Annotated in this window: 19 protein-coding genes; 11 read left to right on the forward strand and 8 right to left on the reverse strand. The window is 35.7% G+C overall.

From position 1 onward, the window contains the following. Positions 1 to 7 precede the first annotated feature (7 nt). The 3 genes from M902_RS04220 to M902_RS04230 are packed head-to-tail and all read right to left on the reverse strand — an operon-like array spanning position 8 to position 2,476. The gene (locus M902_RS04220; protein ID WP_021265726.1) at positions 8 to 676 is read right to left on the reverse strand and encodes an efflux RND transporter periplasmic adaptor subunit; all 669 of its coding nucleotides are present in this window, start codon (positions 674 to 676) and stop codon (positions 8 to 10) included. Between the two features lie 2 nt (positions 677 to 678). Then, positions 679 to 1,974, reverse strand: coding sequence for a TolC family protein (locus M902_RS04225; protein WP_021265856.1), 1,296 nt, complete (start codon positions 1,972 to 1,974; stop codon positions 679 to 681). Positions 1,975 to 2,023: 49 nt separating this feature from the next. Then, positions 2,024 to 2,476: a MarR family winged helix-turn-helix transcriptional regulator gene (locus tag M902_RS04230; protein ID WP_021265740.1), complete on the reverse strand. Its 453-nt coding sequence runs from the start codon at positions 2,474 to 2,476 to the stop codon at positions 2,024 to 2,026. A 108-nt stretch (positions 2,477 to 2,584) separates the two neighbouring features. Between M902_RS04230 and M902_RS15735 the strand changes: the two genes are divergently transcribed. Continuing rightward, positions 2,585 to 3,106, forward strand: coding sequence for a TetR/AcrR family transcriptional regulator (locus tag M902_RS15735; protein WP_021266395.1), 522 nt, complete (start codon positions 2,585 to 2,587; stop codon positions 3,104 to 3,106). 1 nt (position 3,107) lies between these two features. On the opposite strand, the gene M902_RS04240 is transcribed toward M902_RS15735, so the two are convergent. Beyond that, positions 3,108 to 4,382: an acetyl-CoA hydrolase/transferase family protein gene (locus M902_RS04240; RefSeq protein ID WP_021265974.1), complete on the reverse strand. Its 1,275-nt coding sequence runs from the start codon at positions 4,380 to 4,382 to the stop codon at positions 3,108 to 3,110. Positions 4,383 to 4,495: 113 nt separating this feature from the next. Here M902_RS04240 and M902_RS04245 point away from each other — a divergent pair, with 113 nt between their 5' ends. Further along, positions 4,496 to 5,824, forward strand: a complete 1,329-nt coding sequence (locus M902_RS04245) for an MATE family efflux transporter (protein WP_021265857.1) — start codon at positions 4,496 to 4,498, stop codon at positions 5,822 to 5,824. On the opposite strand, the gene M902_RS04250 is transcribed toward M902_RS04245, so the two are convergent. Beyond that, the gene (locus M902_RS04250) at positions 5,821 to 6,204 is read right to left on the reverse strand and encodes a response regulator (RefSeq protein WP_021266499.1); all 384 of its coding nucleotides are present in this window, start codon (positions 6,202 to 6,204) and stop codon (positions 5,821 to 5,823) included. The two genes, M902_RS04245 and M902_RS04250, sit on opposite strands and share 4 nt — an antisense overlap. A 252-nt stretch (positions 6,205 to 6,456) precedes the next feature. Here M902_RS04250 and M902_RS04255 point away from each other — a divergent pair, with 252 nt between their 5' ends. From M902_RS04255 to M902_RS04285, 7 genes are all read left to right on the forward strand, one after another. Beyond that, positions 6,457 to 6,876: a CBS domain-containing protein gene (locus tag M902_RS04255; RefSeq protein ID WP_021265711.1), complete on the forward strand. Its 420-nt coding sequence runs from the start codon at positions 6,457 to 6,459 to the stop codon at positions 6,874 to 6,876. A gap of 450 nt (positions 6,877 to 7,326) precedes the next feature. Continuing rightward, positions 7,327 to 8,760 carry an MBL fold metallo-hydrolase RNA specificity domain-containing protein gene (locus tag M902_RS04260; RefSeq protein ID WP_021265794.1) on the forward strand — a complete coding sequence of 478 codons (1,434 nt, stop codon included), beginning with the start codon at positions 7,327 to 7,329 and terminating at the stop codon, positions 8,758 to 8,760. A 102-nt stretch (positions 8,761 to 8,862) separates the two neighbouring features. Further along, positions 8,863 to 9,009, forward strand: coding sequence for a type IV pili methyl-accepting chemotaxis transducer N-terminal domain-containing protein (locus M902_RS16810; RefSeq protein ID WP_369793799.1), 147 nt, complete (start codon positions 8,863 to 8,865; stop codon positions 9,007 to 9,009). A gap of 30 nt (positions 9,010 to 9,039) precedes the next feature. Continuing rightward, positions 9,040 to 9,873 carry a sensor histidine kinase gene (locus M902_RS04270; RefSeq protein WP_021266322.1) on the forward strand — a complete coding sequence of 278 codons (834 nt, stop codon included), beginning with the start codon at positions 9,040 to 9,042 and terminating at the stop codon, positions 9,871 to 9,873. 228 nt (positions 9,874 to 10,101) lie between these two features. Beyond that, positions 10,102 to 11,877, forward strand: a complete 1,776-nt coding sequence (locus M902_RS04275; protein ID WP_021266027.1) for a S8 family serine peptidase — start codon at positions 10,102 to 10,104, stop codon at positions 11,875 to 11,877. A 223-nt stretch (positions 11,878 to 12,100) separates the two neighbouring features. Further along, positions 12,101 to 12,580, forward strand: a complete 480-nt coding sequence (locus M902_RS04280; RefSeq protein ID WP_021266392.1) for a response regulator — start codon at positions 12,101 to 12,103, stop codon at positions 12,578 to 12,580. Positions 12,581 to 12,603: 23 nt separating this feature from the next. Then, complete coding sequence (locus M902_RS04285; RefSeq protein ID WP_021266479.1) at positions 12,604 to 17,715, forward strand: ATP-binding sensor histidine kinase; 5,112 nt, start codon at positions 12,604 to 12,606, stop codon at positions 17,713 to 17,715. 121 nt (positions 17,716 to 17,836) lie between these two features. Here the strand turns inward: M902_RS04285 and ric are convergent, their stop codons facing one another. Next, entirely contained in the window at positions 17,837 to 18,526 is a 690-nt protein-coding gene (ric, locus tag M902_RS04290) for an iron-sulfur cluster repair di-iron protein (protein WP_021265783.1), read from the reverse strand. An 18-nt stretch (positions 18,527 to 18,544) separates the two neighbouring features. Further along, complete coding sequence (locus tag M902_RS04295; protein WP_021266481.1) at positions 18,545 to 20,818, reverse strand: nitric-oxide reductase large subunit; 2,274 nt, start codon at positions 20,816 to 20,818, stop codon at positions 18,545 to 18,547. A 90-nt stretch (positions 20,819 to 20,908) separates the two neighbouring features. On the opposite strand from M902_RS04295, the gene M902_RS04300 reads away from it, so the two are divergent. Beyond that, positions 20,909 to 21,298 (forward strand): Rrf2 family transcriptional regulator, encoded by a 390-nt coding sequence (locus M902_RS04300; RefSeq protein WP_021266252.1) that lies wholly within the window; start codon positions 20,909 to 20,911, stop codon positions 21,296 to 21,298. Positions 21,299 to 21,348: 50 nt separating this feature from the next. Here M902_RS04300 and M902_RS04305 read toward each other — a convergent pair whose 3' ends face one another. Beyond that, positions 21,349 to 21,663 (reverse strand): VF530 family DNA-binding protein, encoded by a 315-nt coding sequence (locus M902_RS04305; protein WP_021266169.1) that lies wholly within the window; start codon positions 21,661 to 21,663, stop codon positions 21,349 to 21,351. A 369-nt stretch (positions 21,664 to 22,032) separates the two neighbouring features. Here M902_RS04305 and M902_RS04310 point away from each other — a divergent pair. Further along, positions 22,033 to 22,275, forward strand: a 243-nt coding sequence (locus M902_RS04310; protein ID WP_021266101.1) for a transposase family protein, incomplete at its 3' end; no start/stop codon positions are given.

The raw sequence follows: 22,275 nt of genomic DNA on the forward strand, positions 1-22,275 counted from the left end.
TAACTCCTTAATCCTGATCCACTAGTGCTTCGATAATATTAACTTTTTCGCCATCGTTTAGATAACGCTGATCACTTAGCACAACAGTGTCGCCTTCACTTAAACCACTTTTCACAACAAAGAAGTTTTCGTTGCTATCGCTGACTTCAATATTTCGCTTCATAACAATGTTGTTTTGATCAACTATGAAGACATTATGTGAACCACCACGCTCTGAAACAGCTTCTCTTCTAACCGTTAGAGCATTCTCAAGTTTGTGAGTTTCAATGTTCATAATATAGAGGTTTGTTGGGATCTTCTTATTTGCAAAAGAGACAATAATCTTATGTAGACCGGAAAGGTAATCGGCCTTGGGGTCAACTGAAACAACATTCCCGTAAATCTTCTTGTCTTTTAATCTAATACTCACAAGAGCACCTGGGCGAATTAAATTTGCTACTTTTGGGGCCACCGATGCATGAATTTTAGGGCCGATATTACTACCAGTAACAATAACAAAATTAGAGAATGCTCTTCTTGTCACTTTTGTTGTATTGACCGGAGTTCCCGACTTAGCACGAATTGTATACATCGTGGCCGTCTCTTTTCCTTTTTTTCTTTGTAGATCGAGGTCTTTTACGTACAAGCTGCCCGCATAAAGTAAGCCTACGACTAGAACGAAGATTAGTTGCTTCATCGTTATTTCTCTCCCTTCGTTGTTCTTGTCAGAAGTCTATCCATTTCTGCACGTGTTACTTTTAGTTGAAGTTTTGTTTGGGCAAGATTTAGGCGATGTTGAGTAAGTTGGATTTCACTATCATTCAATTGAAGTTGAGATACTCCACCTGATCTAAATGAACTAAGAGCTACTTTATAAGAAGAAGCTGCCAACTTAACGGCCTCTGACTCAGCTTCAAATCTTTCCTGTAGTCCTTCATAATCTTGCTCAAATTTTAAATATTGTGTTCTTATTTCTCTTCTCAGTTGGTTGAATTTTAGACGTGCAATATTTGCATCACTTCTTTTAATTGCAACTTCTGAGTTCTTGCTTCCACCAAGGTCCCAATCAAAAGTAAATTGCAGTCCAAATGAGAGATCGTTTTGGTTGTGAGAAATATCACCTGTAAATGGTTTATCCTCACGATAAGTAAGAGGTGAGTAGGCAACAAATAGTCCTAGGTCAGGCAATCGCTGACTTTTTGCAAAATCTACAGTGAAGTCTGAAAGCTGAACACTTTCTTTTAAAATTTTTACATCAATAGTTTCATCAAGCATCTTTAGATTTGATGGTATTGTTGCTATTTTATCCTGTGCATCGAAATTATCATTTAGTACTTGAACATTATCTTCAGGTTGTAATGCTAGAAAGTTTTTTAAGTCTAGGATTGCATTTTTAAGGTTCTTTTTTGCAATAATCCAATTTGGCTTACGACTGGCAAGGTCTGCTTGCATCTTTATATTGTCGTTTCTCGAAATTCGTCCGTAAGAAACACGTTCCTCAAGTGCCTTCTTATTCTTGACAGCATTCTTATAGGAATCATTTGTGATTCTAACTAGCTCTTGATTAAAGAGTACTCTGTAGTAGAGCTGTCTTGCAACATTTTCAACTTCTGCTTTTGTGACAACTGTCTTTAGCTCTCCAATTCGACTTGCAGATTCCGCAATGTCGACTCCACTTGAAATCTTTCCAAAAGTGTATAGTGGTTGAGTTAGTTGCACTCTGGCATTATGGTTCCAGTCGTATCCATGTGGCATGATATTTCCCTTACCATCACTCTTTGATACGCCGGCCGATATTGAGAGAACAGGAAATAAGTTAGAGGTTGCACTACTTAGTGACTCTCTTGCTTGTTCTAGTTCTTGTCTTGCAATCCCAATATTCTCATTTCTTTTCGTTGCAAGTTCAACTACTGATTGTTCGCTTAATTTGTACTGAGCAGCACTTACGCTACTGACCAGTCCAAACAAGGCGATATAGGTCTTGATCCTTCTCATGAGTGTCGTTCTCCTGTCTTTTATGTCTCTTTTTTGATTCTTAGATGTTTTATCTCTTCGATTGGTAGAACTCTTCAATCATTCCAAGTTGGCAAAGAAGTTTAGATTTTTCTTCTTGGCTAAATCTTGATACCAATTCTTGGCCCATACTAAAGTAGCGTGGAAGTACTTTATTAATTAAGTCAAGGCCGTCTTGAGTAAGGGTAATCTTCTTTGATCTCGTATCATTCTCGTCGATGGCCTTCTTAATAAGATTGGCCGCCTCAAGTCTTTTAACGATTCCTGTGATATTAGCTTTTGAAACAAGTAGCTCATCTGCTAATTGAGTCGTCGTTACGGACTCTTGATCTGTTAGGTGTAGAATGACAAGAACATCAAACTGAGGCTTCGTTAATTTAAAGTTAGATACTTCTTCGGATACCATTTTATCGAGAATTCGAGTTGTACGGATCATGCGTCCGATAATGCTTTCTTGTACAAATTCACTCTTTATTATTGACATTCTAACTCCAGATTTGTTAACGTGTTAACTATATAGTTAACATGTTAACTAAGTTGAATCAAGAAAATTATTCGATTTGACAGTAAGTTAACAAAAGGTAGCAATTAGATGAATAAGACTAAGCAGAACTTGATTAATGTTGCGATCCCTTTAATGGCCAAGAATGGCGTCTACGGTGTGAGTCTAAGAGATATTGCAAAGAAGGCCGAGATTAATGTTTCTTCGGTTCTTTATCATTTTGGCTCTAAAGAAGAGTTCATAACAACTTGTGGAGAGCATTGTATCAACCTCCTTGCAGATCAAATTAAGGAAATTTCAAAATTAACATTTGATTCTGTTGAAGAGCTGAATCAGGCCATCAATCAAGGTGTCGAACAAGGAAAAGAAGCTATCGCAATTTGTGTCATGCTACTCGTTATCGACTCGCCAGGTTTTAGAGAGATCTATGAAGGCTATATTTCTGATTCATATGTTTCTGTTCACGGTCAAGAGAACCCGTTCTTATTAAATTTAAGATCATTTATTTCGTATATGATATTTAAGAGAGTTGACTTAAAAGTTGCAAAAGAAAAATATGAGGGAAGTGGCATGGTTGAGTTATTATGCCAATCCCCAGTAGCTGCACTGTAGATTATCTTCTACAGTGCGTTTCGTGCCACATCTTTTCTAAGTTTTCTCTATCATCTGGATGAGCAATTTTAATTAATTCTTGTGCTCTCTGACTTAGACTCTTTCCGTATAGATCTGCAATTCCATACTCAGTAATCACGTAGTGCATATGTGAGCGTGTTGTTACAACACCTGCGCCAGATCTTAAAGTTGGAACGATTTTTGGAAAACCTTTCGCACTACGCGAGTTGATCACTATAATTGGCTTTCCACCTTCAGAAAGAGAGGCTCCTCGCATAAAGTCCATTTGTCCACCAACTCCAGAGATAATATGATGGCCAATAGAGTCTGCACAAACTTGTCCCGTAAGATCAATTTCTACGGCACTATTAATAGCACAAACTTTTGGATTTCTTTTAATGATGCTTGGATTATTTACGTAATCAGCTTCTAGCTGGATGACACTTGGGTTGTCATTAATAAAGTCATGTACATCTTGGCCTCCAACAATAAAGGCACTAACAGTTTTCCCTCGGTGAACATTTTTTAGAGAGTTATTTACGGCACCACTTTTTATGAGATCAAGAGCTCCGTTTGACCACATCTCTGTGTGGATACCAAGGTTCTTATGATTCTTCAGGCTTGTCAAAACTGCATCTGGTATTGAGCCTATGCCCATTTGTAGAGTAGAGCCATCTTCAATAAGTGTCGAAGTCAACTGACCAATTTTCAGGTCCTCATCACTCAAGAAAACCTCTTGTTGACCAACTATCTTTTCATCGATTTCAATAGCATAGTCGATATCATTAATATGGATAAATCCATCACCATGAACTCGAGGCATATTTGGGTTGATCTGGGCGATAACTACTTTGGCACTACTTACTGCTGCCTTAGCAACATCAACCGAAGTTCCTAGAGTACAATGGCCATGTTGATCAGGTGGACTTACATGAATAAGAGCGAAGTCTAGTGGGATTCTTCCGCTACGAAATAGGTTTGGAATTTCAGATAAAAAACATGGTAGGTAGTCGACTCTTTGGTAGTCAATATGCTTTCTAACATTTCCACCTACAAAGAGATTGATAATTTTAAAATTGTCACAATATTCTTCATTTGCATACTTTGCATCACCATGAGTGTGTAGGTGAGTAAGGGTTACATTTTTTAGTTTGTGAGCATTTTCAAGTAGGCCATTGATTAATGCCTGTGGTGTTGAGTCTCCACCGTGAATAAAAATATTTGAGTTAGAATAGACTATTGATAAAGCTTCCGCTGCATTTGATATAATTTTCACAAGCACTCCTTTATGATCATATATTACGAATTTATGGCCGGGATTTAAAGTATATTTGGTTACAATTTTTATATGCCATCTATTAAAAAATTGAGGTATAACCTCTAACTAGTATGGTAGTTGCAACAACGAGAAAGAGACTCAAAGAACTCATTTATTTTACAATTCCACTTGTTATCGGCCAAGTTGGTCAGATGCTTTTTAACGTTGGTGATATTTTTGTGGCCGGACGTTATTCTACGTCAGCAGTTGCTTCCATTGGTGTTGCGGCAGGAATTTTATCTCCGTTTATTATGATTGGAATTTCAACTCTGTTTTCTGTTAGTGCTGTTACAGCGAGGATGCGTGGAGAAGATACTAATCCTCATGAAAATGGTGTATGGGGAAGTGGAATGACCTTAGCGCTTCTTTTAGGAAGTGTTATTTGTACGGCCCTTTATATCTTTACATATTTCGTTGATCATATTGGTTTAAATAAAGAGATTGTTCCACTTGTAAAAACTTATCTATATTGGGTTAATATCTCTATTATTCCGGCCCTGATTTTTCAAATGATTAAGGAATATCTTCAGGCCTTTGATAAAACAATTTTTTCAAATTCTCTAATCATCATTATGAATGTTGTTAACCTCATTATGAATTACTGCTTAATGTTTGGTATCGGCCCTATTCCTGAAATGGGAATCAAGGGAGCGGCCGTTGCAACTGTTATAACACGTTTTCTTCTCGCCATTATCATTTATGTTTATGCCTATCGTGTACTTCCAATTGAAACGCACTTTAGAAAGAAGTCGTTCAAAGAACTTATTAGGCTTGGAATTCCTGTTGGACTTGGAACTTTCATTGAAGTTCTAATGTTTTCAACTGTAACGGTTTTAATTGGCCGAATGAGTCTTGTAGCTTCTGCTTCTCATAATATCGTTTTAACAATTGCTGGCTTAACTTTCATGGTTCCGCTTGGTATTAATGGAGCGGCAGGAGTTAAGGTTGGCTATGCTCTAGGACGAAAAGATATGGAGATGATAAAGAATTATTCTTACGGATGTATCTTTATGGCCGTTTCTTATATGGTTCTTACTGCTATTTTCTATTTTTTCTTCCATGAATTCATAATGGGACTTTTTACAACTGATCAGGCCGTCGTTTTATATGGTTCGGGACTTTTCTTATATGTAGCACTCTTTCAAATCCCTGATGGCCTACAAGTTGCCTTGTGGGGAATTTTAAGAGGTCTTGGGATGAGTAAACAGCCAATGCTTTATTCATTTTTTGGTTATTGGCTAATTGCAATTCCTGTCGGAGTCTACCTTAGCTATAGTCATGGAATGGAGGCCGCTGGCCTATGGGCCGGGTTAGCGATTGGACTGACAATCGTCTCAATGATTCTGTCTTTCCTATTTAAGAAGAGAATAGGAGAGCTTTCAAAAGAATGGAGAATTTAGGCATTTTCTTGTTGGCCTAGTTTCTCTTCGATATAGAGAATGACCTTGTCGAAATCAAAAGGTTTTGTAATCAGGTCAACTGCACCAAGTTCTTTGGCCCTTTTTGCATTTAGCTCATCGATGAAGCCCGTGATAATTAAAACAGGTGGTGCTTGAGCATTAAGCTTGCGAATCTCTTCTAAGAGCTTAAGTCCATCCATTTTTGGCATTTTTAAGTCAGTGATCACGAAATCAACAGGGTTGTGTTTTGTATAGTCTAGGGCCATCTCACCGTCTTTTACGCCAATGGTTTCGTAACCAAATGACTCAAAGGTTTCCACGTAGATGTCGTTCAATGTTGGTTCGTCCTCTGCAACGAGAACCCTTTTCTTAGCTAACATATATAAAAATTGTATGTAATCTTTTTGTCTAAGGCAAATTTATTGTCGAGCTAATAATAGATACATTAGATATAATCTAATTCTAGGTAGTTAGCTATATAAGTGAGAGCTTGTAGATTTTAGTGCCTTGTTCAATTCTCGCTTTTATTAACAATATGACTTCTCACAAATATGTTTTTTTTGTGAAAACTGACTCCTGTCAGTTACCAATAAGGCCATTGTGCTAATCTTGTTTAAAATTAGGAGGCATATATGAAAAATATATCAGTCGAAGAATTTACTACTCCTGCTGTTCACGTTGTTGATCAAGCGGCAAGTATTGATATTGCTTTTAAAATTATGAAAGATAATGGAATTAGGCATCTTCCTGTAAGTGATGGGAGTCAAATTGTAGGGATCATTTCTGAAAGAGATGTCATGTCGATTTATGGAAAGAGTTGGTGTGATGGAGTTCTTGTTAAAGACTTTATGAATGAATCTGTTCTTGCTGTTAATAAGGACGATAGCTTAGGTGAAGTTGCCTACCAACTAGCAAGTCATAAAGTTGGATCTGCAATTGTTCTCAATAATAGAAATCGTGTTTATGGTATTTTTACAGTAACAGATGCACTAAATGCACTTGTTGAAGTCTTTGTCGACGATGCTTATAAGAGAAGTGATATTAGAAGTTAATCTCTTCTAATGAATTTATTTGCTTCTTTAAATAGTCATCAACGCTCATCCCATCTTTCATGGTGTAAGACTGCGCTTCCATATGAGTTAAGCTATGAGTCTTCAGAAGGTGGGCATCATAGTTTACGGGAGGACCTTTTGGATCATTTATCGTGGCGTGATGATGTAAAAAAGGTCAGTGTTAAACTGACCCTTTTGTTGATAGATTAATTTTTTCTGTAGTTCTCATAATGTTCTCCTTGAGTTGTTTTCCTATGAAATGAGTATACGACTCTAAAAATATTTAAAGGTTTGTTTCGGGTCCAATTTTTGCAAAGTGATTGTAAGGTTTTTGTTAGTCGAATTGATTGATCAACTATGATTACCATTCTTTAGTCAATATTAAACATTCTTAACTGTTAAAACGTCGATAGGTAGTACACGAGAATTAATTATAAAAAGGATCTATCGATGAGAATTACTTTTCTTGGTGCTGCCGGAGGTGTAACCGGTTCAAAGACGTTACTTAAAGTGGGAAAGGACTACAAAGAACAGTACTTAGTTGACTATGGACTCTATCAAGGGGCCAAGGAAAATCGTGAACGAAATTGGATGAGCTATCACGGTGCAAGTAAGTTAAGTGCGGTCTTTCTAACTCACGCACACATTGATCATTCAGGCCTTCTTCCTCGTCTTTATCGTGATGGATTTCGTGGGAAGATCTATTGTACAAAAGAGACATTTAGACTTTGCCAAATCTTACTTATGGACTCGGCCCGTATCCATGAAGAAGATGCAAAGTATGCGAATCGAAAAAAGATTTCTAGGCACAAACCGGCACTCCCTCTATATACAACCGAGGAAGCTCAAGCTGTTCTTAAGCACTTTGAAGTTGTCGATTTTGAACAAGAACTTACAATCTCTAAAAATATCGCAATTACTTTTTTCTGGGCCGGTCATATTCTTGGGGCCAGCTTTATTCGTATTCGCTATAAAACAAACGAAGGAGAAGAGAAGACTATCGTTTTTTCTGGTGATATTGGCCATAAACGAAATATTCTCTTAAACGAACCACAAGATATCTGTGAGACAGATTATCTTGTTTTAGAGTCAACCTATGGTAATAAGCTACATGCTCGAATACCTGCTAAAGAAGTTCTTGGGATGTATCTCAATACGATTTTAAAACGTGGTGGAGTTGCTGTTATTCCAGCTTTTTCTGTTGGACGAACACAAGATATTCTCTATCTAATAAAAGAGCTTATGAATGATGAGGCGATCCCAAGTGTTCCAGTTCATCTAGACAGTCCTCTTTCTAAAAAGGCCAATCGTATTTTCAACGACTGTTTTAATAAAGGTCATGTAAAAGATTATGTGACAGAGGATATTGATATTTACCCCGATACCTTTGTTGAGGTAGAAGATGTTGAGGATTCGAAGGGCTTAACCCAGATGGCAGGCCCACGAATTGTTGTTAGTGCGTCTGGAATGATTGATGGTGGGCGTGTTGTCTACCATGTCATGAAGCATATTGTGGATGAAAATAGCGGAATTATTTTAGTTGGGTTTCAGCCTGAAGGAACGAAAGGACGTATTCTTATTAGTGGAGAAAAAGAGCTCCATATGCACAAACAAAAATTTCCTGTACGAGCAAGTATTTTCTACATAGACTCTTTATCAGCACATGGTGATTATCTCGATTTTATTGGTTGGATAAACGAATCACGTATCTCTCCAAAATTAGTTATCTTGAATCACGGAGAGGAACAGGCAGCAGGCCATCTGAAAATACTTCTTGAGTCACAATTAAACTTAAGAACAACAGTTGCAACTTTTGGAGAGGAGTTTGACTTAGAGAATATCTATGATAATCAGACTAAGACTGCAAGTAAGATAGCAGCATGAGGTAAAAGATTAATGAAAATTGATGATGAGAGACGAATTACATTTAAGTATCTTATTGCTTTCGTATCAATTGTCTTATTCACTATCATTGCTCAAGCCTTGATGCAGTTTTTCATTCTCCAACAGGAAAGTTACTCACAAGTTATTAACTTGGCCGGCCGCCAACGCATGCTGAGCCAAAGATTGGCCAAACAGGCTTTAATCTATTCATTTAATACTAGTGATCACTCAAGGAATTCTTTAAGGTAAGAGATCTTTGTAACCAAGGATTTACTCCTTTTGACTCATGAGGATTTAAAGAACGGAAGTCGAGAAAAGGGAATTGCACCCGCATTCACAGATAACATAAAAAAACAGTATACAGCTCTTGATCCTATTTTAAGGAATATCAGTAAAGATATTAATTGTATTGTCAATTTCTGTGATGATCAAAAACGAAGTCTTGAAGGCATCGTTAAAGACACTGATGTATTTTTAAAAAATATGAATAGGATTGTTTTTGAGTCTGCAGACTATTCAAAATCAAAAATCTTAAACTTAAGTAAAATTGAATTTATTCTATTCTCGTTAATCATTCTTCTATTAATTTACGAATTCTTCAAAATACTAATTCCTATTAAAAGAAAGCTCGTTAATCAAGTAAAAGAATTACAGCAAAAAGATCAAGTGATCGCACATAGTTCAAAACTAGCGGCAATAGGTGAGCTTGCTGCTGGTGTTGGACATGAAATTAATGGGCCACTTACAATTATCAAAGGCTATCTTTCAAGATTAAAGAAGGAAGATTATGAAGCCAGTGAGCATGAAGAGTATATTTTAAAATCATTAGATAAGATTGAATCATCGGCAACGCAGATTGAAAATATTGTTAAAGGGCTTAGAACTTTTTCCCGCAAGGACGGACAAGGATTAATTCTTTTTGATCTATCTGAAGTTTTAAGTGACTGTGTATTGATGATTGAAGAAATTTATGACTACTATGGAAAGGGAAGTGGACTTGGGCTTTCTCTTTCTTTTAACTTCATAAAAGAGCATGGTGGTAATATCTCTATCGACTCAGAAATTGGGCAAGGTACTACTTTTAAAATAGAAATACCTCTTTCGTCCTTATAGAGTAGCTATCGTATACTCCGGTGTAAAACTTGCCGTGTTTCTTGCGAATTAGTGTCAGTTATTTAAACAGTTACAAAAGTAATGTACACTCACGCCGCTTATAATCTGTAAAATTTATTGAAAACAACATAACCACCTGAAATATCAAATGAGTCTCATCGTTTATAAATTAATTCATTGGCATAAAGCTTGCTTAATTATTAGGAATAACATTTTTGGAGAATATTTATGAGAAGTTATGTCCTTCTAGCTCTATCTGCAATCTTAAGTCTACAAGCGAATAGCTCTTTTGCCAGCAGTCAATTATTTCATGGCCTAAATGATTATCTTTCTCCTTATTGGGCGCAAGAGCTTGTAGGTACTGATTTAATTAGACAAGAGATCAGAAATAAAAAGATCAAGATGAGAAAGGTTAAGGTTGGAACTTTGGAATTTGTTGATTTAGCGACTCTTCCTGAATCGAGCTTATCTTCTGAATATAGAAAGTGTCTTAATCGACAAAACAGCAGAAGTTGCAGAGATTTATTTCAAAAAGACTCAAAAGATAGCTCACTCATACAACAACAAAATCATGGCTCCTTAATGATGAATTTAGCGATAGGCCATCCAGATGTTGCTATTGGTGTAAGTGGTGAGCTCGCTGCAATGAATATATATAGACGGGACCTTCATAAAGTTGGAAAAGATTTTAAGAAACGTAACGTTGAGGTGGTTTGCTCTTCAAATTCTCCAGCTTTTTCTGGACCACACAATTCATTTCAAAAAATTTATGATGAGTTTAAAAATAAAAATACTATCTTTGCTTTTGCCACGGGAAATAGCTTTCCATATGAAACTAATGACGATCTTGATAAGAAAGAGTTTTTCTTAGTCGAGTCCTTTTCGCCAACAGGTTTTAAAAGCTCATTTTCTTCACCAAAGAAACATACAACGATATTTGCACCATCTGATCGATTTATAAACTCCAGCCTAGGTGGAGACTTAGTTCAGTTTGGTGGGACGAGTGGAGCTCAGCCCGTTGCTTGTGGCGCAATGATTAATGTCGTCTCTTTACTTCCTGAGATAACAAGAGAGGAATTAAAACAAATTATTTTAAAAACTCAGATATCATTTATGAATTCTTCTACAGGTATTATTAACGCCTATAAGATGTTTAAAGTTGCTAATAGGCTAAGCGAAGGTTGGCCTAGGAATAGAAAAGAAATCTATAAGACTGAAGTCTATGATTTTAATGAAGAGATAAGTCAAATATCAAAAAATAATACGGAGTTAGATCGTGAGCAAAAACTACGCAAAAGATTCCTATTGGCATCTAATAGTAAAAAAGATGCATTTGAACTTTCTCGTTTTTATGACCAAAGTGGTTTAATTGCAAACTCATATCTTTATCGAAATTTACACCAAGAAGTTGATGAAGATGCCCTCATTGATCTACTTAAGCTTACAGATGATTTACCTTGGCAAAACTCTGTTCTTCGAAAGTCATTAGAGAGCAATAATTTTCACAAGAATTCAAAGGATTATTTTTTTGAAAATGAAAGACTGTCATTTGCTGTAATTGATATGGCCAAAAGATTTAAGGCCATTGATCAAAGTGAAAGAAACGAATTATTCGTTCAATTATACATGGACCCTAGCATCTCCCACAAAGATAGATACTCGATTCTAACCACTCTTTGGTATGCTGCCGAAAATAATCCAAAGAGCTTAATTACAGTAGGAGAGCATTGCTTATACAACTTAAAAGATTGTGATGTTGAAAATGTGATCGAAATATTTAGCTTGAGTAGAGGTGAAGGGAAGGAGACACTGCAGACGATTATCCGATTCTTGGAGCATTCAGACAAAGATCTTTCAAGAGTATTAGAAAATCCACGACTATATAGTTGGGGTAGTGAGCTAAAAGAGAATTGGGATTTAATCTTTGATTCTCTGATTGAGAGTGACAAAGTCTCTAGCAAATTAAAGGGGAAGATTCATAAGATCATTGATCAAGTTATGTAATGTAGAGGCCTCATTTTTCAAGGCCGACAATTAAATACTGTTTATTATTGGAAATTAATAAAAAATTAACCTTTGTTGATGTCTTATTAGTTACTTAGGTTATTTCTGCGTCGCTAGATTTTATTGACCACGTTAATTGTGTGCGTTATAAGTTATTTATACAAATAATACTTAGCTCTGATGAGGATTTATCTGTACTCAAACAGGCTTTATTGGGGAGTTAATGCTTAGACGCATCTTAATAGTTGATGATAATGAAGATATTCACGAGCTTATGTCAATGTGTCTTGTAGATCTAGAAGATGATCTAAAAGAAGATTTGACCAATAGTGCTTATCAGTCATGCCAACTTAAAATTGATAGTGCTTTTCAAGGTGAACAAGCAGTGGCCATGGCCAACAAAGCCTATCTTGAAAGTAGTCCATATGACGTGATTTTTATGGACGTTAGAATGCCGCCTGGAATTGACGGAATTGAGGCCATTTCACGTATTGTTAAACAGTACCCAAAGCAAAACTTTGTTATATGCTCTGCGTATAGTGATTATACGTTAGAAGAGATGGTAGGTCGTATAACGTCAAAAGAACGAAAAATTTATTATCTACCTAAGCCGTTTACGATGAAAAACTTCTGTAGCCTAACTTCAGGCTTACTATACCCTGAACTAATTGAGCAAAATATTGAAGATAAGTATCTATTATAAACCTTAGGTAGAGATGTAATATCATGCAAGAGATTTCAAGTTTTCAAATTTCTAATGAGCTTCATCGAAGTAAAAACTCTACTGTTTATCGAGCAAAAGATAGAAATAGTGATCAGAAGGTAATTATCAAGGTTTATAAAAAACCGTCTCGTAATAAAATTGGTTTTATAAAGAATGAATATAATATCCTATCTAAATACAATAGTGATTCAATGGTCAATTGTATCGATCTGTTTCAATCAGAAGGTGACTGGGTCCTAGTCTTATCTGATGACGATTCGGTCTCACTAGATAAGAAAGGGCTTAATGCAAACTTATCAACAACTGAATTTTTAAAATTAGCAATTAAGATAACTTCTGTGATCGAAGAAATTCATTCGAAGGGAATTACGCATAAGGATATTAATCCTTCGAATCTAATTGTTGACCCAAGTGGTGAAGTTAAAGTAATTGATTTAGAACTTGGTTCGTTAAGAGATAGTGATTTTATCACTTTCTCTCCCGTAAATAAGCTTGCTGGAACCCTTGCTTATATGTCTCCTGAACAAACTGGACGCATGAACCGATCGATTGATTATCGTTCTGACTTTTATTCGCTAGGGATTACATTCTTTGAGCTACTAACTGGAGAGTATCCATTTATGGTAGAAGATAAACTAACTTGGGTTTATCACCATATTGCGACAAAGGTGGATGTAGAAAGTCGTTTAGCTAAATATCCAAAGATAATTGCAAAAATTATTGATCACTTGCTAGAAAAGAAAGCGGAGTCTCGTTATCAGAGTGCATCTGGAATTAGGTTTGACCTTAAAAAGTGCTTGGATGCGATTGAAGCTGGCCAAGCTGAGCCTGATTTTGAAATTGGTACAAGAGATGTAAAACATATATTTTCTATTCCAGAAACTCTTTATGGGCGCGAAAAGGAAATTAACCTTTTAGTAAATAATTTCCTATCAAATGAAAAGAAGCAGGCGAGTTTTATTTCTGGCCCTTCTGGAATTGGTAAAACAGTATTAGTAAATGAACTTCTAGGACCAATTACTAAAGAGAATGGTATTTTTGTCACTGGAAAATTTGATCAGTTTCAAGGAGATATTCTTGGAATTGCACTTGTGAACGCTGTTTCTGATATTTTAAAACTTGCCCTAACTAAGAGTGATAAAGAAATAGCTCATTTAAGAGAGAGCTTGCTTAATGCATTTGGGATTAATGCAAAAGTGATGACTGATATTCTTCCCGAGCTGGAAATGATTATTGGTAAGCAAAAAGAGCCTGCACCTTTAGGCCCAATTGAGGCCCAAACGAGATTCGAGCTACTCTTTATTGAATTGTTTAAAGTTTTATGTGAAAGGCTTGGTCATATTGTTATGTTCATTGATGACCTTCAGTGGGCAAGTGCTAGAAGTATCCACTTATTAGAACTTCTACTAACGAACGATAAAATAAAGCCTCTCTATTTTATAGGTGCTTTCAGGGATAACGAAGTTGATAAGAACCATCCTCTTACGGCCCTAATCGATTCAAATTCTTGTATTAATCAATCTGAAATTAAGCTTACACCTCTAAATCAAAACAATATTAAAGACATGATTGATGGAACTTTCACGTCTAAAAGAGACTCATCAGAATTAGCTAAACTAACACTTCAAAAAACTGCTGGAAATCCGTTTAGTGTCGACCAATTTCTTAAGGTACTTTATCAGAAAAAGATTTGTATTTTTAATAACAAAGAACTTCAGTGGGAATGGGATTTTTCTGAAATTAAAAAAAGCCAGATAAGCGATAATGTTGTTGATTACTTAATAGGGATGATGAAAGAACTACCCGAATCTGCCCAGAAATTACTTAATCTATCTGCATGTATTGGGAATAGATTTAGCATACAATTATTAAAAAATGCTACTGGTCTTAGTGAAGAGCAGATTCAAGATGAATTAAATTCAGTTGGATTTGCAGCACTCATTAGACCTCTTAATAATAGTGAATATAAATTTGCACATGATAAGATACAGCAATCAGCTTATGAACTGGTTTCTAAAGAAGAACGTTCGCAAATACACCTGAGAATTGGAAAACAACTTTTATCACATATTGTTGATGGATATGTCGATTCGATCACTGTTGTTAGTCATTTGAATCACTGCGAGAGTATTATTGATGATGGTGAATTTCGACTTGAACTCGCTGAAATGAACTTTGAGGCATCTCAAAAGGCAAAGTCTTCGACGGCCTTCGATCAGGCAAGTGTTTTTTTAAGGTATGCATCTAGATTTCTTCCAAGTAGTGCCAATGAAAAATGTCATGATACTTTTTTCAAGATAGAAAAGGAGAGAGCAAGTCTCTATTATCTCTCTGGAAACTATATTAAGTGTGAAGAACATGCGAGATGGTTACTTGAACATTTAGAAGATCCTATCGAGAAAGCCGAAGTTCACAATATCTTAATTATCCAATACACAGCACAGGGTGTATATAATAAGGCGATTAGTGAGGGCCGTTTGGCGCTTAGTTGTCTAGGTATTACATTACCAAGTGAAAACTTAAAAAATCTTGTACCTAAGGAACTTGAAGCTGTAAGAAAGCTAATTCCATTAACTGGAATTGAATCTCTATATGATGCTCCTGAAATGAAAGATAAGCTTAATCGCGTTGCGGTTGAAACTCTTATCAATCTCGATTCCCCTTGCTATTTAAGTAATATTGACCTGTACTGTATTGTCGTAGCTAAAATAGTTCAGCTGTCACTTGCTTTTGGGCCAGTACCTGAGTCTGCAAAAGGTTATGCATCATATGGAATAGTACTTTGTTCATTTAATGAGTTTTCCTTAGGATACGACTTTAATGCACTTGGAATTAAATTAGCTGAACGTTTTTCACATCTTGGACAGAAGTGTCGAGCTTGCCATACAATGGCAAATCATGTTCAATTCTGGACTCAACACATAAAAGAAGGTGATGCCTTTAATGAGGAAGGTTTTAAGGCAGGACATGATGCTGGAGAACACTTATGGGCCGGCTTTATCAAACTATTTAAACCATATAATCAATTCTTTCGTGGCCGAAATCTAGAGGAACTACAAAAAGATATACATACTGGAATTGAGTTTTGCACTGAACACCCAAATCAAATTGGTATAGATACTTTAAGAGGCCTTAATATTGCAATTTCTCAACTTCAAGATGCTGAGAAAGAAGATGAAGAACGCTATATTGAAGAATGCCAACAAAATCAAAGCCTAATGTCCTTGAGTATGTATATGTCCCTTAAGGTTCAAAATGACTATATTCTTCAGCGTTTTGATGAAAGTTTACAAGCGTCACTTAAATCGCAGGAACTTTTACCTTATTCATTCTCTGTCATAACAAATGTTACACACTACTGTTTTCAATCATTGGCGATTCTTGCAGTTGCTAAAAATAAAAAAGTTGATGATACGTTAATGACAATAGTGGAGTCGAACCAAGAGAAATTGAAAAGATTCATGGATAATTGTCCAGGAAATTTTGCTCATATGTACTATCTGGTTGAAGCAGAACGATTACTACATAAAGGTGATATGTACTTATCTTTGGAACTTTATGACAAAGCAGCAGCTTTTGCTCAGGAGAGTGAATACGTTAATATCGAGTCTGTTATACGAGAGAGGATGGCAAGAGTATGGAAAGTTCTCAAAAATGATGATTTTGCTCGATTGCAAATTCAAAAAGCTGCTGGACTTTACCGTGCATGGGGAGCTTGGGGGAAGAGCTCTCAATTAGAGACAGAGTTTTCTTTAACAACTCGCGATCAAGATGAAGATATTGATAAAACAACGACAATAACAACTTCTTGGGAAAACTTTGATGTAAAATCAATCCTACTTTCGTCTCAAGTAATTTCTAAGAATTTAATTAAGGAAGACTTACTCGAGGCAATGCTTGATATTATGGTTATTAATACTGGTGCAGCTAAGGGGTTCATTGTTTTAAATAAAGATGAAGAACTATTCGTTAGTTCTCAAAGTGGCACTAAGAGTCTTGTTTCTCTACCTGTCTCCCTAGATGATTACAGGGAAATACCTCATTCTCTTATTAATTACGTTTGGCGAACAAAGACTCCTATTCTTTATGGAGATAGTCTCTTTGCTGATCAATTAGTAAAAAATTCGAGTTACTTTTCAAGTAAAGAGAACCTTTCTGTACTTGTCGTCTCAATTGCTGATAAAGGGATTCTTTATCTTGAAAATAATGAGATTAATGGTGCATTTACAAAAGGCCACTTTGAACTTCTTGATATGCTTGTAGGGCAGCTTGCTATTTCTTTAGAGAACTCAGAGCTGTATGAGAGACTTTCACGCTTTAATTCTGAGCTTGAATATGAAGTTCAAAAGAGAACAATTGAACTGATAAATGAAAAGGAAAAAGCTGAGGGGATAAGTAACGAACTACGAGCTGCTCAGAGACAACTAATTGATACTGCTCGAAATGCAGGCCGGGCCGATATCATGTCTAATATCCTACATAATGTTGGAAACTCTATAACATCAATAATGACAGTTATTTACCGTATGGATAGAAGACTTCGTAAAAAAATCTTATCTTCTGAAGACCTGTTTGAGGCATTAGGAAATGATGTAAAGGCGCTTAAGAAGAAAGGGGAGTCGGTTTCAGAGCTTCTTGTCACTCATCTTGAGCATGGTATAACTAAGAATATTATTGAATCAGTCAATGTTAAAGAATTAATTGAACAGGCCATTTCTATGTTGGAAATGGATCACCTTGATTATATTAATATAGATGTCGATGTTGAAGAGTTGGTTAAGATTGACTATGGAAATACACTGACAATCTTAATGAATCTACTTAATAATGCAAAAACTGCTTGTGAACGTTCACTAAACCCATCACAAATAGATATCCATGCATCATTGAAAGACAAAACACTTATTATCGAAGTTTTTGATAATGGTGTTGGCTTTAGTAAAGAGGCCTATAAAACTCTTTTCAAACCTGGCCTACAATCCAACCGTTTTGGAAAAGGATATGGATTACACAACTCGTCGAACCTTGCTAAGCAACTACAAGGGTCTTTGACTGCCGTTAGCTATGGAGAGAATCAAGGGGCACGTTTTAGATTAGTTCTTCCTTTGAACTAAATATATTTTTTGCCTGTTCTTCGATTCACTTATTGAGTGTGATAGGCCAAGACTCATTTTATGTCCTTGTTAAAACAGAGGTGTAACAAAAGTTAAACGAGCTGATAATCTTTCTGGATTACTAACTACAACTTCCACAACAGCCATCAACTCGAGTTAAGGCTTTAGGGAATAAGATATTATTTTCTATTCCAATGTGTTCCATTAGTTCACGTTCTAAGGTTTGCGCTCCTTGGTATAGGCTTATCCAGCTTCCACATGCATCATCAGGGGTCTTAAAGTTGTGTGCTAGTTTTCGTAATTCAAGTAGACTCTCTCTATGACTCACATGCTCATGTGTCATTATTGTAATCGGCCCTTGGGCCATTGAAGATTGACCTGATTTTATGATAGGAAAAAGAATTTTTTCTTCTTTTTGCATATGCATTTCTAGCTCATACATCAACTTCTCTAAATAAAGAGAAAGTCCAGTTGGACACCCTGGATTTCCAGAGTGTACCGACTCGACTTTTTTAGCTAGAGGAATTAAGTACTCTATGTCCTTTCTATGTTTTTTATGAAACCTTTCTAAAATTTCATCGATAAGCTTTTCAGGGGGCATATCATTCCATAAAAGACTTTCTACATCTTTTGAGTGTTCCTGAATTTCTGTTATTAACTCTTCAATATCAAGATTATTCTCTATGCAGGCATCTTCTAATTTTACGTTTCCTTCACAACAAAAATCTAAGTTATTTTTTATAAAGACTCTACTTGCACTTGAATGGCACGCGGCCCATTCTCCTAAGGAGTTGTTTTTTCCTAATTTCATAGTATTCTCCTTTTCGTTTTAGTTCTCTATCACCAATTCACTGTCAAATGTCGCTTCACTTGACTTTAGTTTGTATAGGCCCGTTTTATCTAATATCGCCAATGCATAAGAAATAGCGCCAATCGCAAAAACCACATCTCCTATAACTCTTAACCATCTCAGGTCCTGTATCAAATTTGACTGCATCACTTCACTACCTCTTGCGTACCATAGACCAACCTTTAAAGACGCATCAAATTGAATCAAACCGATAGGAAGAAGGCTTAAGAGAATCATTAGCCCTAGACCTATATTCATTCCCCAAAAACCATATCTCATTATTTTGTCGTTCCATTTTCGATCTTGAAATGTTGTTTGTACTATAAATAAAATTAGACCAAGAGAAAGAAGGCCATAGACACCAAATGTTGCGCCATGGGCATGAACAGCAGTTGTATTTAATCCTTGTAGATAATAAAGAGCAATTGGAGGATTTATTAAAAATCCAAATATTCCAGCACCTACTAGGTTCCAAAATGCTACACCTACAAAGAATGTAATTGGCCATTTATAATTCTTTGTCCAGTTCGTAAGCTTTTGAACTTTAAATGTATGAAATGCTTCAAAACCAATTAGAACAAGAGGAACAACTTCAAGAGCTGAAAAACATGCACCAATTGCACTAATTGATATTGGAGTCCCACTAAAATATAAGTGGTGAAATGTTCCTGGAATACCACCGATTAAAAATATCGATGTCGATAGTAATGATGCTTTAGTTGCAGACCTTGGTTTTATTAGACCAAGTGTAACGAAAATAAATGCTAACGCTACTGTGGCGAATACTTCAAAAAATCCTTCAACCCAAAGATGGACGACCCACCATCGCCAAAACTCCATTATACTTATGTGAGTCCTTGCTCCGTAAAAAAGACCTCCTCCATAAAATAGTCCAATTGCAATTGTCGAAGCCGAAAATAAAAGAAGTAATTGCTTATTATCATTAGCAATCTTAAGTGCTGGGGCAATACATCTTAACATCAAAATTAGCCAAACACCTAGTCCCACTAAAAGTAGTATTTGCCATACTCTTCCTAAATCAACGTACTCGTAACCTTGATGACCAAACCAAAAACTTAAATCAAAATCTAATAGTTGGTGAATAGCGAGAGCTTCCCCAGTTAACGAACCAAAAACAACTACAAGTAATGCACCAAAAAGAAAGTTTACTCCAAATCGTTGAAACTTTGGATCTTTCCCATTATTTATTATTGGAGCGATAAATAAACCTGCAGCAAGAAAAGATGTAGCAATCCAAAATAGTGCAATTTGAATATGCCATGTTCTTACTAATGTATATGGTAAAAACTTTGACAATGGATAACCATAAAAATCCTGACCTTCAACAGTGTAGTGGGCAAGAATTCCTCCAAGCCCTATTTGAAGAATGAAAAGGACGATCACAACGGCCCAATACTTCCAAAGGGACTTCATTGAAGGCGTAAGTTTAAAATTCTTAAGAGGATCACTACTTGGAAGATCAGGATTTACGTCATCTTCTTCTTTTTTAAATGCATAATACCAAACAAGAAAACCAATAGAAGTTAAGAGTAGAATTACTGAAATTATTGACCAAAAAATATTTTCACTTGTTGGCACATTGTCTATTAGCGGCTCATGTGGCCAGTTATTAGTATAAGTATGATTTTCTCCCGGCCTATTTGCAGAAGCTGCCCAAGTTGACCAATGAAAGAAGGCCATCATTTTCTCTCTTCTCTCGGCAGAAGGTAGAACTTCTTCATGAATCGCATAGGCCTTTCTTGTATCTCTCAGCTCTGGTCCATTACTGAACAAACTTAGATAATATTGTTTAGTCTTCAAATATGCTTGATATCTAATGTCTGAGATAAAAACCTTATCATTAATAACTTTGGACTCTCGGTAGTCTTCTAACATTGAAGCTTTAACAAGCATTTTTTCTTGTTTAGAGAGATCATTAAAATTTTTTCCAAGCTTATTTTGGCTATAAATCATTTGGTAATGTACAAGTTCTCTATGTAGCCAATCTGCCGTCCAGTCTGGAGCTTGATATGCTCCATGTCCCCAGATTGAACCAATTTGTTGCCCTCCAATGGATTGCCATACTTCTTGTCCATCTAAAATGTCGTCTTTGGTATAGATAGCTCCTTGTGAGCTAGAGTTAATACTTTCGTATAAAGGAGGTGCCTTTTTATATACCTCACTTCCAAAAAAACCTAAAATCGTAAATGTTCCTACAAGAACAAAGACCAGTGTCCACCAATACTTTTTCATACAACCTCACATATATGATATATTTTATATATATTAATATATTTAAAATATATCATTGTAAATATAAAATATGAATGGCATAAATAATATATGCGATTAAGGACAAAAACTGACTATTGCCTCAGAGTTTTAATTTACCTTCAATTAAATGAGGGGAAAGTGAGAATTCAAGATATTGCAGATAGTTATAATATTTCTAAGAATCATTTGAGCGTTGCAGTAAATAAGCTTTCTGAGCTTGGGTACGTAATTTCAACCCTAGGCCCAAAGGGTGGTATTGAATTCAACAAAGAGTTCGAAGACAAATCAATTGGCGAACTTGTTTCTCAAGTCGAAGACTTTGATATTGTCGAGTGCTTTAATTCTGAAAAAAATACATGCACTTTGAGCCCAAAGTGCAAACTTAAAAATATGCTAAATAAGGCTACAAATGCTTTTCTCTCAGAGTTAAAAAACCATAAAATAAAAGACCTAGTGTGAGTACTTTTTGGTATAAGAAATAAGTTCTCGTGCTTCTCTTGATATAGCCTTTAAAACTTTGTCTTACGGCCACCTGTTCCACTTCCAAGGGCAAGGTCTTTCTTTGATACTGTTCCTTCGCGCTTCATTTTCTCTATCGTTTCTAAGTTACCACGATACATCTTTTCAATCTTTTGAATGGCCCATGGATTCTTTCTAATAAATTTTAAAATTTTATTAAACATAGGAGGTTCATCATTGAAACTATTGATCTCAGTCATTTCATAGATCTCTTTACAGCCAAAGAGATTAATAACATCTGTTAACATCATTTTTAAAGTCACGCCCTCTAAAGGGTCTTTCTTGCGATTGCTTTGATCATTCATATTTCTTACCTATATTTAAGTTTTTTTAAGATATCGTAACTCATTTCATTTCGGTACGTGATACTTTTTTGTTAGCGTGCGTGTTGTATTGTTGTAGAAATTATAAGTTTTAGCAATGAACATTAATTTATAAACGTAATTTCAGTAAGTCAGCAGGGAAATTTTAAGTTACTCAAAATAAGGTAATAATTTTAAAGAACTAGTTCAAAAATCCCGATATTTTAAATACTTAACTAACTCAACAATAGTGGGTCTTCTCGGTTCGCAGTGGAAACCTTAATACAAGACTAATTTACCCCACAAAATAAACATGGATATTCTCGTTTAAAATAGTTTTACCACAAACAATTTTGAACAAAGGAAATACCCATGCTTGAGTATAAGTTTAACAAGTTTTTATCCCTACCTGAAGTCAAATTTATCAAAAAACGTAACCTCACAAATCATACGATTGAATTTGAGGCCATTAAGCAATCTACTTTTGAAGTCTGCCCAAAGTGTGCAACAAAGTCTTATAAAGTTTACGATCATGTCTATGTAAACATCAAAGATACACCTATTCGTGACAAACAGGTTTTCCTTAAAATTAGAAAGAGAAGGTTTAAATGTCCT

This window comes from Bacteriovorax sp. BAL6_X (genome assembly GCF_000443995.1).
GTDB lineage: Bacteria > Bdellovibrionota > Bacteriovoracia > Bacteriovoracales > Bacteriovoracaceae > Halobacteriovorax_A.

Excerpts from the sequence above, each read along its gene's own strand:
- M902_RS04220 (WP_021265726.1), bottom strand. The coding sequence starts at position 676 with ATGAAGCAACTAATCTTCGTTCTAGTCGTAGGCTTACTTTATGCGGGC.
- M902_RS04225 (WP_021265856.1), bottom strand. The coding sequence starts at position 1,974 with ATGAGAAGGATCAAGACCTATATCGCCTTGTTTGGACTGGTCAGTAGC.
- M902_RS04230 (WP_021265740.1), bottom strand. The coding sequence starts at position 2,476 with ATGTCAATAATAAAGAGTGAATTTGTACAAGAAAGCATTATCGGACGC.
- M902_RS15735 (WP_021266395.1), top strand. The coding sequence starts at position 2,585 with ATGAATAAGACTAAGCAGAACTTGATTAATGTTGCGATCCCTTTAATG.
- M902_RS04245 (WP_021265857.1), top strand. The coding sequence starts at position 4,496 with ATGGTAGTTGCAACAACGAGAAAGAGACTCAAAGAACTCATTTATTTT.
- M902_RS04250 (WP_021266499.1), bottom strand. The coding sequence starts at position 6,204 with ATGTTAGCTAAGAAAAGGGTTCTCGTTGCAGAGGACGAACCAACATTG.
- M902_RS04255 (WP_021265711.1), top strand. The coding sequence starts at position 6,457 with ATGAAAAATATATCAGTCGAAGAATTTACTACTCCTGCTGTTCACGTT.
- M902_RS04260 (WP_021265794.1), top strand. The coding sequence starts at position 7,327 with ATGAGAATTACTTTTCTTGGTGCTGCCGGAGGTGTAACCGGTTCAAAG.
- M902_RS16810 (WP_369793799.1), top strand. The coding sequence starts at position 8,863 with ATGCAGTTTTTCATTCTCCAACAGGAAAGTTACTCACAAGTTATTAAC.
- M902_RS04275 (WP_021266027.1), top strand. The coding sequence starts at position 10,102 with ATGAGAAGTTATGTCCTTCTAGCTCTATCTGCAATCTTAAGTCTACAA.
- M902_RS04280 (WP_021266392.1), top strand. The coding sequence starts at position 12,101 with ATGCTTAGACGCATCTTAATAGTTGATGATAATGAAGATATTCACGAG.
- M902_RS04285 (WP_021266479.1), top strand. The coding sequence starts at position 12,604 with ATGCAAGAGATTTCAAGTTTTCAAATTTCTAATGAGCTTCATCGAAGT.
- ric (WP_021265783.1), bottom strand. The coding sequence starts at position 18,526 with ATGAAATTAGGAAAAAACAACTCCTTAGGAGAATGGGCCGCGTGCCAT.
- M902_RS04295 (WP_021266481.1), bottom strand. The coding sequence starts at position 20,818 with ATGAAAAAGTATTGGTGGACACTGGTCTTTGTTCTTGTAGGAACATTT.
- M902_RS04300 (WP_021266252.1), top strand. The coding sequence starts at position 20,909 with ATGCGATTAAGGACAAAAACTGACTATTGCCTCAGAGTTTTAATTTAC.
- M902_RS04305 (WP_021266169.1), bottom strand. The coding sequence starts at position 21,663 with ATGAATGATCAAAGCAATCGCAAGAAAGACCCTTTAGAGGGCGTGACT.